Origin of the sequence: uncultured Thiothrix sp. (assembly GCF_937873765.1) — a bacterium.
GTDB lineage: Bacteria > Pseudomonadota > Gammaproteobacteria > Thiotrichales > Thiotrichaceae > Thiolinea.
The window spans coordinates 26,050-41,409 of record NZ_CALMZC010000001.1 but is presented as its reverse complement, the minus strand read 5'-3'; the positions used below and the strand labels follow the sequence as shown (position 1 = coordinate 41,409).

General features: G+C 43.8%; 11 protein-coding genes. 2 read left to right on the top strand and 9 right to left on the bottom strand.

Annotated features, from left to right (window positions below; translation table 11 throughout):
• Positions 1 to 3: 3 nt before the first annotated feature.
• The 4 genes from Q0307_RS00160 to Q0307_RS00145 form a co-directional block, all read right to left on the bottom strand.
• Entirely contained in the window at positions 4 to 1,527 is a 1,524-nt protein-coding gene (locus Q0307_RS00160; protein ID WP_298654732.1) for an EAL domain-containing protein, read from the bottom strand.
• A gap of 104 nt (positions 1,528 to 1,631) precedes the next feature.
• Entirely contained in the window at positions 1,632 to 3,293 is a 1,662-nt protein-coding gene (locus Q0307_RS00155; protein WP_298654729.1) for a hypothetical protein, read from the bottom strand.
• Positions 3,294 to 3,386: 93 nt separating this feature from the next.
• A complete protein-coding gene (locus Q0307_RS00150) occupies positions 3,387 to 5,843 on the bottom strand; it encodes an FtsX-like permease family protein (RefSeq protein ID WP_298654727.1) in 2,457 nt (818 codons plus the stop codon).
• On the bottom strand, positions 5,840 to 6,550 hold the full coding sequence (locus tag Q0307_RS00145; RefSeq protein WP_366936727.1) for an ABC transporter ATP-binding protein: 711 nt from the start codon (positions 6,548 to 6,550) through the stop codon (positions 5,840 to 5,842). The genes Q0307_RS00150 and Q0307_RS00145 overlap by 4 nt, the downstream gene beginning before the upstream one ends.
• A gap of 210 nt (positions 6,551 to 6,760) precedes the next feature.
• Here Q0307_RS00145 and Q0307_RS00140 point away from each other — a divergent pair, with 210 nt between their 5' ends.
• The gene (locus Q0307_RS00140; protein ID WP_298654725.1) at positions 6,761 to 7,468 is read left to right on the top strand and encodes a GntR family transcriptional regulator; all 708 of its coding nucleotides are present in this window, start codon (positions 6,761 to 6,763) and stop codon (positions 7,466 to 7,468) included.
• Positions 7,469 to 7,471: 3 nt separating this feature from the next.
• Here Q0307_RS00140 and Q0307_RS00135 read toward each other — a convergent pair whose 3' ends face one another.
• The 5 genes from Q0307_RS00135 to Q0307_RS00115 form a co-directional block, all read right to left on the bottom strand.
• Positions 7,472 to 8,038: a membrane integrity-associated transporter subunit PqiC gene (locus Q0307_RS00135; RefSeq protein WP_298654723.1), complete on the bottom strand. Its 567-nt coding sequence runs from the start codon at positions 8,036 to 8,038 to the stop codon at positions 7,472 to 7,474.
• Positions 8,023 to 9,927 (bottom strand): MlaD family protein, encoded by a 1,905-nt coding sequence (locus Q0307_RS00130; protein WP_298654721.1) that lies wholly within the window; start codon positions 9,925 to 9,927, stop codon positions 8,023 to 8,025. The genes Q0307_RS00135 and Q0307_RS00130 overlap by 16 nt, the downstream gene beginning before the upstream one ends.
• Before the next feature lie 13 nt (positions 9,928 to 9,940).
• Positions 9,941 to 10,582, bottom strand: coding sequence for a paraquat-inducible protein A (locus Q0307_RS00125; protein WP_298654719.1), 642 nt, complete (start codon positions 10,580 to 10,582; stop codon positions 9,941 to 9,943).
• A gap of 6 nt (positions 10,583 to 10,588) precedes the next feature.
• Positions 10,589 to 11,203 (bottom strand): paraquat-inducible protein A, encoded by a 615-nt coding sequence (locus Q0307_RS00120; RefSeq protein WP_298654718.1) that lies wholly within the window; start codon positions 11,201 to 11,203, stop codon positions 10,589 to 10,591.
• A 110-nt stretch (positions 11,204 to 11,313) separates the two neighbouring features.
• A complete protein-coding gene (locus Q0307_RS00115; RefSeq protein WP_298654716.1) occupies positions 11,314 to 12,510 on the bottom strand; it encodes a DUF481 domain-containing protein in 1,197 nt (398 codons plus the stop codon).
• Positions 12,511 to 12,991: 481 nt separating this feature from the next.
• On the opposite strand from Q0307_RS00115, the gene Q0307_RS00110 reads away from it, so the two are divergent.
• Positions 12,992 to 15,358 (top strand): mechanosensitive ion channel domain-containing protein, encoded by a 2,367-nt coding sequence (locus tag Q0307_RS00110; RefSeq protein ID WP_298654714.1) that lies wholly within the window; start codon positions 12,992 to 12,994, stop codon positions 15,356 to 15,358.
• The last annotated feature ends 2 nt before the right edge of the window (positions 15,359 to 15,360 follow it).

The following is a 15,360-nucleotide window of genomic DNA, read 5'->3' as shown; positions in this document are numbered from 1 at the left end:
GGTTTAACGCGTAAATTTATTCAAAATATCACCTTGCAAATAAGTTGCTGCAGTTAAACACATTAAATTGAGTGAGGTAATATCACTTATACCATCGACAATCACCGTTAACTCTGTTTGGGCAAAAGTTTGAATCAAATTATAAAGCTGCTGTGAAATAACTTGTTGTCCAACCATTGCATGCACCAGCTCGGGCGCTAAGCGCACTAATTGCATATCTAACTGCTTAATTTGAGCTAATAAGGTAGCATTCACTGAGTTGACTTGATCCAAGGCTAAACGTGCACCAGTCTGCCTGATCGCAGGTAAAACTTGACGTGCCAACACTGAATGGGCAAGCAAAGCGTCTACTGGAATCGCTAACACTAATTGACTAGCCAAACGCTGATTAGCATGAAGCAATTTCACTAGAGCTTTTACTTGGGTTGCTTGCTTAAATACCCAATCGCCCAAGCTAACCAAGATTAAATGATCATGGTTTTGCTTACGTTGCAGTAAAGGATGTAATAGAGCACTACGTAGAGTCCACCAATCTAATTGAAAACGTCCCTTAGGCTCTGCATCACGCACTAGATTTGCATAATTCAATCTTGTCCCATTAGCAGCCACTAAAATCGGCTCAGCGGTTAACAAAGAGGGCTGCGTATTAGCATGCAGATTTAAAGCTTCCTGAAATTCTGCCCTTAACTTTTGACTCAACTCCTTATTACCATTAGCACGAGCTGCAACTGGTTGACTCCAAGGATTAGGTAAAACTTGCTCTCTAGCCTCTACCAGCGCGTGTACGTGTAATTGCACACAACGCTGTCCACGAAACACTGAAGGAATCAAGCGTATTTCAGCGCGGAAGGGTTGTTTATCAAAGCGCCTCATAGTCAAAAGCAGCTTATTAGAAGGACAAGCACTACGTTCAGCATTCGCGCATAAAGAGCTAAATACCTCACGTTCATGCATAGAAATTAAACGCAATAAAGGCGTAGCTAAAGCTTCAGCTTCTGAGCTAAAACCAAATAATGATAGGTAGGCTACATTGGCATGTAAATGGCGACCACGCGCTACAAAGGCGACTGGCTCACGTGCATAGTCTACTAACCATTGGCAACGCAATTCAGCAATACTGAGCAAATGCTTGGATTGGCGGAAGCGATACTTTAAGCTGCTATAATTTAATAAATAATCGATTTGCTGTTGAAGCAAATCTGCATCACTTGTAGAAATCGCACATAACTCAACCGCCAACACACGTGTGGTTAAAGGTTCCCAATGGCGTTGCGATACTTTGACACAAATCGAGTCAGGGGAACGTTGTTGAAGCAAATCTAGCACCCGCTCTTCACGTTGTTGCATCAAATCGCTCGGGCAAAACACTAAAGCAGGTGCAGTTGCGAGTGCTGTTTCTAACTCCGCCCAATTTTTGGCATACTCTAATTGAATTTCAAAATTGGTCTTGCGTAGAGCAGCCTCCAAGACTTGGCTTAATTCGACGTTCTGGTGAACAATGACACAAGATACAGTATGCTGGCTCATACTGTGGAAGATACCAAGTTATTGGTTAGGCAAAAGTCAGAAAGCCAGTTTTCCCGACCACCGTATCTAGTGACTTGACAGGCTGATTAACCCATCAAATTTATCTATAGATCTAACCATAAACTGCCAAAGTCATCTTCAGGCGGCTTTTTATCTTCTTCGGTGAGAATTTTGTAACGAAAGTAAGCAAAAGCACCTAAACACTCATCTAGTGAGGACAAGACCACTTGTTCTTCCCGCCCTTGTAGGTCAATGATTAATTTGTCACCTGACTGAAAAATATAAGAAGGCAAAATTAATACTGGATCTTCGCGTAAACCGTCCACACTCGGTAACATTAAACCTTGCTGTGGGAATTTATTAGTGACTTCACGATTAACTACCGCAGTAGCTTTTAAGGCTTGTACCTTGGTGGATAATAACTCTATACCACAGAATAGACCTTGTTTATTAATATATTCCATCCATTTAACCACTCCAACCACCCAAGTATTTTCATCATGAGATATATCTCGCAAACCAATTAGTTCACCAACCCGGATCGCAGAGCTTTCTTTATGCGTCCAACGCAAGCCATAGCCACCAACGCTGCTATTAATTAGATCCCAGATTTGCATATTATTGGTGGTTTCATCTACATTTCGCTTACTACCAGTCACCAAACTAGCTTCACCATAGAGCATATTGTCGAATAAAATATCCTCCTCACGCTTTTGATCAGAGCTACTACCATGATAAGCTTGATATAATACTTCTAATATGCTTTGCATCCCTAAAACTACGGCCATTTTTTCTTGTTTAGGGAAGCGATTAAATTGGCGATTACGAATGATCGTTAAATGAAAAACCATACGCTTTAGTAAATTACGACTTAATCCGTTCTTCAGGATCAAACCAGAACTTTGCTCTTGGGATATCTCTTGAATTTGTCGATCTAAATCTAAAATTACCGGTGCTAAATTAAATACTCGGACAGTAGGCGAGTGTGGCAAATCTCGATAAGGCATAATAACTGCTGGTTCAGCATTATTCAGCATTGCTGCATGTACGAAATTTTGATTTGCGTCCGAATGCAAAGGTTCATTAGAAACCTTTATTAAATGAGTGATGGATTCCACGTAACGCGCAATGCGCACTATTTCTTCTTGGCGCAGACTATAAGGCTTGAATAATGGTAAGACATTTAGTTGGATATAGCGCTCTTCAATACTACTAGCACCCTCACGGCCTTCACTCAAACGTGCTTTATCTAAACCCCGCTCACTAGCGAGCAGATACATGTGATGAATATCATGCCAAATCGATTCACGGGTACGCACATAAACTGAATAGGTACTCATCAAATATAGCCCTAAATAGTCAAGCACTCGATAAATCGTAATCTGTAAGGCACGTTTACTCACCTCATCACGTGTGATCATATCCAGTGCAGCTAATTGATAGAGACCTGAAAACTCTAGCAACAAGGATTGGTTTAAATCGAAAATGCGCTGACCACGCTCAGGTAAAGGGAAAGCACGGCAACTCAAATGCCGGTTAAGATTTTTCAACATTAAATCAAAGATAGGGCGCAAACGCTCCCCAATGCGAATTCGTACCACCGGTGAGAGTGAACGCCGATTCAAATCGGCTAAACCATGATAAACACGCTTAGTAGTATCACCAAAGTCAGTCATGGATAAAGAATCGATCCACTCTTTCGCCTTCGACTCGCTTAAAGGAATCGTGTAACGCGAAATATCCTGACGCTCTGCTGTCGTGTCCATCACTACCTCACTCAGATACAGTGGCTTATTTTTATAATTAAGCTTGATTGTAGCTAATATTTTTCAGAGAAAGGTGAGCCAACCGACAAACTGTTAAGTTTTCAACAAGGCCATCGGTGCTACCCGCAATAAACTGCGTAAATTTAACCAAGCCACGCTCGCTACTAGCACAGCACCAACCAAAGCTCCAAGCAGGATTAGCCATGGATTAAGGCTAAGCGCTAAATCAAATAGGTAATAGCCTAAGAGATTCGCCGCCAACATCGTCAAGCTACCTGCTAAAACTCCAGCCAAACCACCCAAGAGCAAAAATTCTCGCCAAATGCGTTGGCGTAACAGTTGTGAACTTGCCCCTAAGGATTTCAACACCGCTAGTTCCCGTTGACGCTCAGGTTTCTGCGCTTGCAAAGCGGACCATAGCACTAATAAGCCCGTTACCAATGTAAAAGCAAATACCCCTTGTACGGCTAAAGTAGCTTGTTCAACTAACGAGCGTACTTGCCCCAAAATCGCGCTAGTATCAATCGCGGTAATACTTGGAAATTGGCGAATCATTTGCGGAATCAGTTCGGGCTTAGCAGTGGGTACATGCAAGCTGGTGATTAAAGTATAAGGTTTATCGAGTAAAGTTCCGGGCGCTGCAATCACAAAGAAATTCGGTTGCATACTGTCCCAGCGCACTTCACGCACACTGGTAATCGTTTCAGTAAAGCGTTGCCCGGCAATATCAAAAGTTAAGCTGTCACCTAAGTTAAATCCTAAAGTTTCGCCAATGCCTTTCTCAATCGAAAAACCCTGAGTTTGCGTATCAAACCACTTGCCTGCTAGCAGCTTATTGCTTTCTGGAAAATTCGCAAAGGAGGACAGATTAAACTCGCGCTCCAACATACGTTTAGCTTCAGCTTTGGGATAATCATCCGAGGTAACAGGCTGTTGATTAATTTCCACCAAGCGCCCACGAATCATTGGATAGAGCGTTGTTTGTAGTTGTTTTTGCTGGAAAAACTGTTCCAACTTAGCTTGCTCATTAGCTTGAATATTGATCAAGAAATAATTAGGCGCATCCGCAGGCACACTCGCTTGCCAACGATTGATCAAGTCGGTACGCAAGGCTGTGAGTAATAACAGGGTAAACAAGCCTATTGCAAACACGACAACTAACAATAAAGAACGGCGACTCTGACGCATCAGTGCTAACCATTGCCAAGCAGGTCGGGTGCTTAAGCGTGCCAAACCATTTAAGACTAATTTGCTAATCCACCAAAACAACAAAACTGCAGCAATTAAGCCGAAAAATACCCAAACCGCTAAACGCAACTCACGCGCTTGAATCCATAGCAAAATAAAAATAGCAGGTAAAATGCTTAAAATCAGCCAATTGGCTAAGCTCTTCTGTCTAGGAAAACTGCCCTGCAAAATCTGCATGGGCGAGGTATCTAATAAGCGCAATAAAGCGGGTAAAGCAAAGCCTGTTACCATTACTAGTGCGGTCACTATACTGACCCAAGCTGAAGTCCAACTCGCAGCTGGTAAATCAATCGCGACCACTTGTACTAACCAGTATGCGAGCAAAGCTTGTAAGAAAAAGCCCACCATTGCACCAAGTACACCCGCGATTAAGGCTAACAGCCAAAGATTACCCAGATAATCGACTAAAATCCGTCGCCGTGCTAAACCAAAAGCTTTGAGGACTGCGACCGAACGAGTTTCATGCCGAACTAAACTAGCTGCCGTCAAGACAATCGCCGCACCAGCCAAAACTACACTCAGTAGCGCCGCTAAGCCTATAAATCGTCCAGCTCTTTGCAAAGCTTGCTGTACATTCTGCGCGCCCTCTTGCAAAGACCGAATCCGCTCAGTTGGTGCTAACTTGGTTTCTAAATTAGCTTTCAGCTCACGAATAGCTCGGTCTGAACCCGTGAAGAGTAAAGAGAATTCCGCACGACTTGCAGGCGACAACAAACCTGTAGCTGGCAAATCGGCTAAGGGAATAATCACTTGAGGCGCAATCTGGAAAAAATTAATCCCTTGAGAAGGGTCTTTAGTCACGGCTGTCGTTAGCGCAAACTGACTTTTGCCTAACACGACTGTGGCATTCATGGGCACTTGTAGGGCATCGAATAAACGCGGCTCAGCCCAGACTTGGCCACTCGCCGGTAACTGTCCGTTTAAAGACAAACCCACTGTATTTAAATCTTTAGATCCTTGTAACTGCCCTATCAAGGGATAATGAGTCGACACAGCTTTAACCTGTACCAACTGAGTTGCTTCACCGAACGACAGCATACTGCGGAAACTAATGACTTCAGCCATATTCGCACCCACCTGAGTAGCGAGTTGCCGATAGTTATCTGGCAAAGGTCTTGAAGAACTCACGACTAAATCGCCACCTAACACTTGGCTCGCTTGCCGTTCCATGGCAGATTCGACACGATCAGTGAAAAACCCAACCGCTGCCACTGCTAAGGCTGAAATCCATAACGCTAAGAACAGCAGACGCATTTCTGGTAAACGCCAACGCCGTATCCATTGCCGCCAGTATACCCTCATGCTGCCTGCTCCTGACGCTGCAAACGTCCTTCCATGAGGCGATACCAAGCATCACATTGAGCCGCCAAAGATTCATCATGCGTGACTAAGACTAACGTCGTTTGATGATCGCGTTGCAAGCGAAATAATAAAGCAGCGACTTCTTGCCCCGTATGCCGATCTAAATTGCCGGTAGGTTCATCCGCAAATAGTAGTTTCGGCTGAGTGACAAAAGCCCTTGCTAAAGCCACCCGTTGCTGTTCACCACCGGACAGTTTCGTTACTAACTGTTGAGCACGTGCAACCAAACCGACTTGCTCTAAAGCCGCTAAAGCCACTTGCTTCAAATCACCGCTATGCTTGCCTAGTTCAAGCGGTAATAAAACATTCTCTAACGCCGTTAGATGCTCTAATAAATGGAAAGACTGGAAAACAAAGCCGACTTTCCCTAAACGCAAGGCCGCACGCTGATCTTCTGATAACTTCGTTAAATCTTGCCTAAACAAAGCCAGCCTACCTGCACTCGGTACATCTAAACCCGCTAATAAACCCAGTAAGGTACTTTTACCCGAGCCGGATGTACCGGTTATAGCCACTGAAGTCCCAGCTACGATGCTTAGATTAATATCAGCAAGAATGTTCAAAGTTTCCTTATTATTATTCGCGGCAGCAGCGAGCACTTGTTTTTGTAGATGGCTGACAGCAATTACAGTCTCCATTTCACTCATCTCTAGCACTAATCGGCAAACTAAAGCGTTTACTATACTTAGATCTACTCAGCTTCACATTTGCGCCCTATCCTATCGTGGTTATTAATTCATTTTGACTGAAATAAAATTGTCGACAATCTCCTCTCTATTCTTTAAAAAACAGACTCTTTGAACTATGATCGTCAACATAAAAACACAGAACACGTAAATCGACCTGAGACCACTAGCATGCCATTTCACCCTGCCTGTCATTCCTATGAACCCGTGACGATCGCTGATCGCCTATTCTTGGACTTGCGGCGCGCCATTCTAGAAGGCGAATTGCCCGCCGGCAAAAAAATCAGCGAACCCGAGTTGGCCAGTGTTTATGGAGTGAGTCGTGGCTCCTTACGTGAGGCCATTAGTAAACTCGAAAACTGCAATCTTGTGACACGTCGTCCAAATATTGGTGCGCGTATCGTCAGTTTTTCGACTGATCAGTTGATGGAAATTTATCAAATTCGTGAAGCAATGGAAGGTATGGCGGCACGCTTGGCAGCGAAGAATATGACAGAGGCTGAATTAGCTCACCTCAAATCCTTGGTAGCACGACATAAAGACAGTATGTCGCATACTGAGCGTCTAAACAAAACAGACTATAGCCAAGATGCTGATCTCGACTTTCATTTTTGTATCATCCAAGGCAGTAAAAATCAGCGTTTACTGACCATGCTTTGTCAAGATTTATATGATTTGGTACGCTTTTACCGGATGCGCTTAAGCCCAGCTTTTTCTAGTACCGCTATGCAAGAGCATGAATTAATTGTACAAGCCTTAGAGCGGGGCGACGGAGAAATGGCAGAGTTGCTGATGCGTTACCATGTACGTGCTTCACGTGATCGCGCTAAGCAGCGCTTAGAAAGCATGAGCCCAGAAGAACTAGGTAACTACCACTAGGCTTTAGGGTAAAACTGCCAGTACTTGACGAATTAAATCGCCGATTAACTCATTCTGCACTTGCACTACATCCTGCAACTCCTTTCCAACTACAGACCGTTTAAAGCTCATGCTGCCTGCTTTGAGCAGCCGATTCGAGGAGCCTTGTAATAGTTGCCAACTCCCTCGCAGTTTAGCTTCAGCTTGCGGTGCACCATCAAACTCCAAAATGTTGACCATGAGATAATATTGCGGCGTTTGCTCTAATTCCCAAGGGGCGACTTGCACCCGTGTATTGGGCAAAGCAGCTTGCAGCCCCGAAACCAAGCTTTCATTCACCTCATCACGTAAGACACCCGCCCATTGGGCTTGCTCAGACACTTCAACCCTGAAATTATCTTTCCGTACCACCATCCCTTGGCGATCTAACAGGCTGGGTAAGCGAATCCGTGCAACACCGATACTATTTACGGGCTTATGTTGGTTTTCCACGGAACTTAAGCTGGGCGTGCCTAAAGTATAATACTGTGGTTTGACACTGCTACAGGCGCTTAAAACTAAACAGCTCAGTAGAATTAAGGCTCTTCCCAATCTTTTTTCCCTCGAATTAACGCCTCTGGCTGACGTTGCAAAGTTTCTGTCAGTGCCCGTACTGCACGTGACATTGCGGTGACCTCATCCAACATCTCAGTCACTTGATATTGAGTCGGTGAATTTTGTGCTAATAAGCGGTCTAGATGTGTTAAAGATGTCTGCAAGCGTTGTAAAGTTTTATCGAACTCGGCTGAACTCCGTTTAAAATCAGTGCCTGCCTGCTTAGCCGTTCCGGTCATGCTGGTGAGGGATTGATTCAAAGTACCGGATACTTGGTCTAAATCACTGGTGACGGCTTTTAAGGAGCTATCCAAAGTAGTTGAGACTTTATCGACATTCGCACCGACCTGATTTAAAGCCACCGTTAAACTAGCAGTAGCTTTGTCTAGGTTCGTGCTGACGCCGGGTAAAGTTTTAGTTTTCACTTGCTCTAAAACCGCCCGTGCATCCATGACAGCTTTTTTAGCTTCAGCCATCGTAGCTTCCGTGGCGACTAAGACCTTATTAGCATTATCCACTGTTTTATCTAATTGACCGCTCTCAATAAAGCCGCGCACTCCCCCCAAACTAGACTTCAAATCCTCAGCAATGCTAGAGGCCATTTTTGAGAGCTCTTCGACAGGCGTCGCAGAGGTAGGGAAAACATCGTAGAACTGAGCTTTAGTGATGCTATCGGGTTTGGCTTTCTTATCTAGACTCAAACCTACAAACATCTGCCCAGTGAACAAATTGCCATTTTCTAATTTAGCACGCATGCCCCGCTCGACTAAACCCGCCATAAACTTCGGTGCTTCTGCCAAGGTTAAGTCTTCAGAAAAACGTTGTGGCTCAATCGAAATTAACACTGGAATACGTACATCCAGCGAGCTGGGATCTAAATGCAGTTTAATTTTTTCGACTTGCCCAACACGAATGCCTTGAAACTCCACGGGTGCTTTTTCTGCTAAACCACGTAACGAACCATTAAAATACAAAGTGTAATATAAACGATCTTGATATTGCTTTTCACGACTGCTGGGTAAATCTGGATAGAGATTGAAAATGGTATTCGCTGCACTCATTGGCAAATTTTTATTTTCTTCCGGCGGTGTTTCAAAAGCAATTCCACCGATTAATAAAGACGTTAAGGACTCCATGCGCACTTCTGCTCCCACCGAATCCACGCGTACATCAATGCCACTCACATCCCAAAAGCGGGTATTTTTATTCACTAAGCGGTAGTAAGGTTCATCAACAAAAATATCTAGCTCAACCTTGCCACTGTCTGCTGATAAACGATAGTTGATAACTTCTCCCACCTGTAACTGTCTATAGAAAATTGGAGTACCGATATCGAGGGAACCCATAGAGTCGGTGACTAGCTTAAACTCCCGTCCAGGACGATTCGGCTTAGTCGCAGGTGGTTCCTCTAAAGCCTGATAACAAATGGAGGTTTCATTTTCCTCAAGCTCACCTTCAGCCCGTTGCGGCAGCATACCAATATAAGTACCCGAGAACAGGGTAGTAATTCCTGAAATCTCTCCCCCACGAATACGCGGCCGCACTACCCAAAATTGCGCACTACAATCCAAGACATCACTAATATCACGATTGAGCGCTAGGGTGACTAAAGGATCCATATTGGCATCAAATTTGACGCTTTTGACCTTGCCCACATTCACTGCTTTATAGCGCACCTGCGTATTACCGGGGTCAATCCCTTCAGCACTAGGGAAATGTACGGTAATAATAGTGCCCTGCTGCAGCCAGTTCTGCACTAAGAGCCATAAACCAATCAAAGCAGCCGCTACAGGCAATAACCATACTGGCGAAGGCCAACGCTGGCGACGCACTTTCACCAAAGAGATAGCTACTTGCTCAGGGAGATTGTCAGTACCTGAATTCAAAATACCGCGTTTCCTATTTCGCGTTTTCTATTGACGGCGAATTATTATTATCAACCGAAGCCCAAATTAAACGCTCATCCAAATGTGCGGCGGCTAGCATGGTTAAGACTACAACCGCTGCAAAGCAAAAGGTGCCCGCATTGGCTTCAATATGCGCTAAATTCCCGAATTGTACCAGCCCAGAGAGAATTGCGACTACAAAGACATCCACCATCGACCAGCGACCAATAAACTCCGTCACTCGAAATAACCACATCCGCTCTTGCTGAAGTCGTTTTTCGCCACGCTGAATCGTGATCAGCAGATAAGAGAGCGTGATTAATTTTAATAACGGAATGACAAGACTGGCTAAAAAGATGAGTACCGCTAAAGGCCATTGACCCGCTTGATACAGATGAATGACCCCACCGACAATGGTATCAGGCTGACCTTTACCTAGTAGATAGACACTCATCACGGGCATTAAATTTGCGGGAATATATAAAATAGCTGCTGCTAATAGTAAAGCCCAGATAGTTTGTAGATTGGTATGTCCAGAGCGTAAGTGATGCCCACAACGGGCACAATACAAAACTTCATTCTTCTGTAAAACCGCTGGCCGCTGGCCAACACAAGCACAGACTTTACAATGAATCAGTGGAGTTGAGGTATGCATACCCGATTATGCACTAGGACAAGCTGTTAAGGCTCGCCAAACCGTAAAACGATCTAAATGAGCACCTAGCGCCGCCATGCTCAGCACCAAGAAGATAAATGCCCAGAAGGCAGAACCGACGACTAAAACGGCAATATCGCCTAACTTAACCACTGCAACTAATAGCCCCAGCATAAACACTTCTAACATCCCCCAAGGTTTGACTTCACTGAGCCAACGGAAAATTTTTATCGCCCAAGGTGGCTGCCAAGCCAAGCGAATGGTCAAGAGCACCCACAACAAACCTAAAAGTTCAAATAAAGGAAAAATGATTAAATTAAGGGCTAATAAAACCGAGAGCCAATAATAGTCTTGCTCCCAAAACGCCGCCGTGGCTTTCCAAATAGTTAGTTCTTGAGTGACACCTTGGGCTTTTAAAGCAATCAAGGGGAAAGCATTAGTCATCACAAACAGGATTAAACCAGTAAAAATTAAGGCTAATGAGGCATCGAACATATATTTGCGCTGTCGATATAGCACCGACGAGCAACGTACACAACAAGCTTCTTCACCATTCTGAAGCGCTTGATAGATATTAATCTGCCCGCAATGGGTGCAAGCAAATTGGTAAGTTATTGTCATCTTATTAAGTACCTAGCAGCCCAAACCTAGGGTTCTTTCAACTTAGCATACTTAGAAAGAAAAAAGGAGAGTCAGTGACTCTCCTCAATATTTATCCCCAAAACTGGAGATTAACGTAAGCGATAACGTACACCCATAGTCAGAGCGCGATCGGTACCATCACCACTAGTGGTGTCAGTAGAACTGCTACCACTAACATTCTTCAAGCTTGCTGTTGTAGTAAAATCTAAAGAATTAGCGATTTCATACGCAAAAGTCGAGCTTAAGGTATTGGTAGTAACATTATCACCATTACCAGTGTTTTTCGCATAGTTCAAATTCCAGTTATTTTCCCAATCGATGCGATCATCGATTTCATGCGTTAGACTCAAGTTATTATTAAAATTATAACCATTGTCACCATCGTTCAGAATAGCATTGAATACAGCCTCGTTAGAGAACTGTGTTTGATTGCTTAATGGTAGATGATATTCGCCACCTAACTCTAAACCCGGCTTATTAGTTAAACCGTCAAAGTTAGTCCCGATATAACTTAAACCTGCACGAACTTTCCAACCAATACGACGTGTAGAGATATTTTCATCGATCAATACATCACGTACTTTTAAAGTACCGGTTGCGCCAAAGCTATTAGTTAAACCACTTTGTTTAATCACCGCTTCGATATCAGAAATCCATTTGATTTCATAGTCTTTAGCACCATATCTAGAACGATACTCGGCTTCTTTAGAAATAATACGGGCTACATCTTGATACACGCCGACAGCCGGTTTACCCCGTAACACATTACGACGAACCAACTCATCCATCACCCGAATAGCTTTGGCCATTGGCGTCACATTGGTGACACGTCCATACCCAACACCGATGGTTGCTTTAGTAAAAGTGTCATCTTCAAAGAAATCTTCGGGTGCGCCTATTTTTTGTGCATAAGCAGAGCCATACCAGAAGCCGCCATTGCTGCCAGGGACAAAATAATTATCCACTGTGATACCAGCATCAACGACATACGAGTCAACACTTTTATCACCTTTAGCACCACCACGACTGACTGTACCTAACAAACTACCACCGTAACTCACATCACGATCAGGTGTACTAATCGTGCGGTCATAGTTAGCATCTAAATTCAAAGAGTAAGCATTTTGGTCATCGCCACGATTTTTATGGAAATCTAAAGCACCCGCCACATAAGCATCTTCATACGCACTAGTGCCTTCTTTGTAATCATATAAAGTGACTTCAGCCTGTGCAGCGCCTACACCCAAGAACAGACCTATCGTTGAAGCTAATAGTGTTTTTTTCATTGTTCATTCTCCTGATATTAAAATAATCAATTTTATTTAAATCTTATGTTTGCTAAGATGACTGTAGCATTAAAACAACAAACTGTACTGTCTGTAAATAGACTAAGCTTAGCAGCCCTTTGTGAAAAATTGCCAAAGTTTGCAAACTAGTTAGTAATTAATCACCTTTAAGCAAACAACATGAATAGGCTACAAATTGCTTGGCAAGGGTAGGTTAGCTTACCGAATTTGGGTAGACCTGCTATTAAAACAAGCCTATCTATGGGCACCAAAAATCCAAGTCTAATTAATTAAAAATTAAGGCTTTTCAAGACACTATCTAAAATTTTTTATCATTTAATTTTTTGCCCTTTTGTTACTATCTACAGTTAATTACTCACTGTCGAGCATCGATTTTTGAGTAACATTTTAGCATTAATTGCAGCGCTGAGCCGATGCATGAAATTGAGCCAGAACCTAATCTCTGCTAGCCTTTACTCGCATGAATAGCCTGAATTTATTAGCTACCCTGCTACTGGCCTTTATTTGTTGTTGGCCACCTAGCGGATGGAGTGCTGAAGAAACTAAAGCTGCTGCACTTGCAGAAACCACCGCCACCGCGCCTTCTTTAACCTTAGAAGACCACACTAAAGTCTTGGAAGATGCGGAACAGCGCTTAAGCATCAAAACGTCGGCGGCTGAGTTACTAGACCCGATTGCTTTGCAAGCTTTGAATGCAAGCCAGTTTGCAGCGGCTTGTATTAGTCAACAAGAAGCTGAACAAGCCAAGGTCAAGCAAGGCTTAGATAGTATTGGCACTGCGCCCCCCCAAGAAGACAAGGAGCTGCAAACCAAGCGCAAAGATTTAGATAAGCAAAAAAAGGAAGTTGAAACGCGTCTAGCTCAGTGCCGCTTGTTAGCCTTACGTGCCAATCAAATCCAAGAACAAGTGAGTATTAGCAAGCAAACGATTGTGAAAGAACGTTTGTTTGCCGCAAGTCCTTCGGCTTTAAGTTTTGTTTTACAAACCCTGCAGCAGCCTAGTCTTTGGGCAACTGAGACTCAACAAATTGTCTCCACTTTACTAGCCCTACCGATTAATTATCGAAATGTTAGTATGGCTTTAATCTACGGTTTTGCAGGGCTATTAGTAGGCTTAGTCTGGAGCATTTATAAGCATACTTACTCGCAGCAAGATATTTCAGGATTAGTCGCAACTAGCCCCACCTTTGCTTCCGTCTGGCGGAGCATTATTCGCTTTATGGCTTGGATTCTACTGTTTGGTTTAACTAGCTTAGCCTTGTTATATAACCACCCAGGCGTAACCGCGATTAATGAGCTGGCCTCTACCCTATTTTTATTCACGATTAGCTATGTGATTATCAGCGCAATGTTGCGTCCGGCCACTAAGAGCAAAGATTTCACGCCCGTTATTCCTGAAACCAGCAAAAAACTCTATTACTGGGCACGCACTTTTCTATTAGCCATTTTATTAGGCTTGCTCTTCCACTCTACCCTATTCGATATGGAGCCACCGAGTAGTTTGGTCGGATTGATTAGGATAGTGCTGGGAACCTTTTCTAGCTTAGCGCTGATTCGCCTCCTGTGGCTATTGCGGCGCTCTGTGCCTTGGTTACAGCAATACCGCTTATATATGCTAGGTGCGGTCGCTTTAAGTGCAGCAATTGTGGCTTTGTGGTTGGGCTATCGGAATTTTTTTGTTTTCTTGTTTAATGGCACGTTCGGCACGTTGTTTGTGATTCTAGTGGCTTGGCTGCTATTGCGTATTCCGACTGAAATTTTCGATGGGATTGATGAAGGGCTTGCGCCTTGGCAGAAACGCTTACGCAAGCGCTTAGGCATTGAAGATGGCAAACGTGTGCCCGGTTTGATTTGGCTGCGCTTAGCCCATGCCGTCGCAATTTTCTCGTTGATGGCTATAGTGCTATTACGTTTATGGGGAATGTCTGAACAATCGCTGCAATTAATGCTGACCAAATTAATGGATGGCATCAAAATCGGCAGCTTCAGCCTTGAACCCATGCGAATTATTATCGGTTTATTGTCACTGGCTATTTTAATTAGTTTGACCCATCTAATTAAAAGTAGCTTAGCCAATCATTGGTTGAATCGGACTAACATGACCCGTGGTGCTAAAGAAACCACCGTCACTATCGCCGGTTATGTGGGGATTATTCTCTCGATTTTGTTTGGTCTCTCGATTGCTGGCATCCAATTTACTAATCTAGCGATTATTGCAGGGGCTTTATCAGTTGGGATTGGGTTTGGCCTACAAAATATTGTCAACAACTTTGTGTCTGGTTTGATTTTACTGTTTGAACGCCCGATCCGTAAAGGCGATTGGATTCGAGTGGGCACGACAGAAGGCTATGTCAAAGACATCAATATTCGCTCCACGGTAATCCAAACTTTTGACCGCTCAGACATTATCGTGCCGAACTCTGAACTCATCGCTAATCAAGTCACCAATATGATGCTGAGCAATCAATTTGGGCGTGTCATTATTCCACTGGGAGTCAGCTATGGCTCTGATCCTGAAAAGGTTTTGTTTATTTTACGCCAAGTGGGTGAAGCCCATCCTGCCGTACTCCGTGAATATGGTGAGCTAAAAGTTCAAGCCTTCTTTCGTGGCTTTGCAGAAAGCTCACTCAATTTTGAACTACGTTGTGTGATTAAAGATGTGGAAAAACAAATGGCGGTGACTAGTGAGCTGAATTTAGCCATTGAAAAAGCCTTCCGTGAAGCCAAAATTGAAATGCCTTATCCGCAGCGCACGATTCATATTGCCCCCGACTCTGCACCGCTAAAAACCCCGCAAAAGACTAGCAAAGCGGAGGATTTAAGCTAGAA

Excerpts from the sequence above, each read along its gene's own strand:
- Q0307_RS00160 (WP_298654732.1), bottom strand. The coding sequence starts at position 1,527 with ATGAGCCAGCATACTGTATCTTGTGTCATTGTTCACCAGAACGTCGAA.
- Q0307_RS00155 (WP_298654729.1), bottom strand. The coding sequence starts at position 3,293 with ATGGACACGACAGCAGAGCGTCAGGATATTTCGCGTTACACGATTCCT.
- Q0307_RS00150 (WP_298654727.1), bottom strand. The coding sequence starts at position 5,843 with ATGAGGGTATACTGGCGGCAATGGATACGGCGTTGGCGTTTACCAGAA.
- Q0307_RS00145 (WP_366936727.1), bottom strand. The coding sequence starts at position 6,550 with ATGAGTGAAATGGAGACTGTAATTGCTGTCAGCCATCTACAAAAACAA.
- Q0307_RS00140 (WP_298654725.1), top strand. The coding sequence starts at position 6,761 with ATGCCATTTCACCCTGCCTGTCATTCCTATGAACCCGTGACGATCGCT.
- Q0307_RS00125 (WP_298654719.1), bottom strand. The coding sequence starts at position 10,582 with ATGCATACCTCAACTCCACTGATTCATTGTAAAGTCTGTGCTTGTGTT.
- Q0307_RS00120 (WP_298654718.1), bottom strand. The coding sequence starts at position 11,203 with ATGACAATAACTTACCAATTTGCTTGCACCCATTGCGGGCAGATTAAT.
- Q0307_RS00115 (WP_298654716.1), bottom strand. The coding sequence starts at position 12,510 with ATGAAAAAAACACTATTAGCTTCAACGATAGGTCTGTTCTTGGGTGTA.
- Q0307_RS00110 (WP_298654714.1), top strand. The coding sequence starts at position 12,992 with ATGAATAGCCTGAATTTATTAGCTACCCTGCTACTGGCCTTTATTTGT.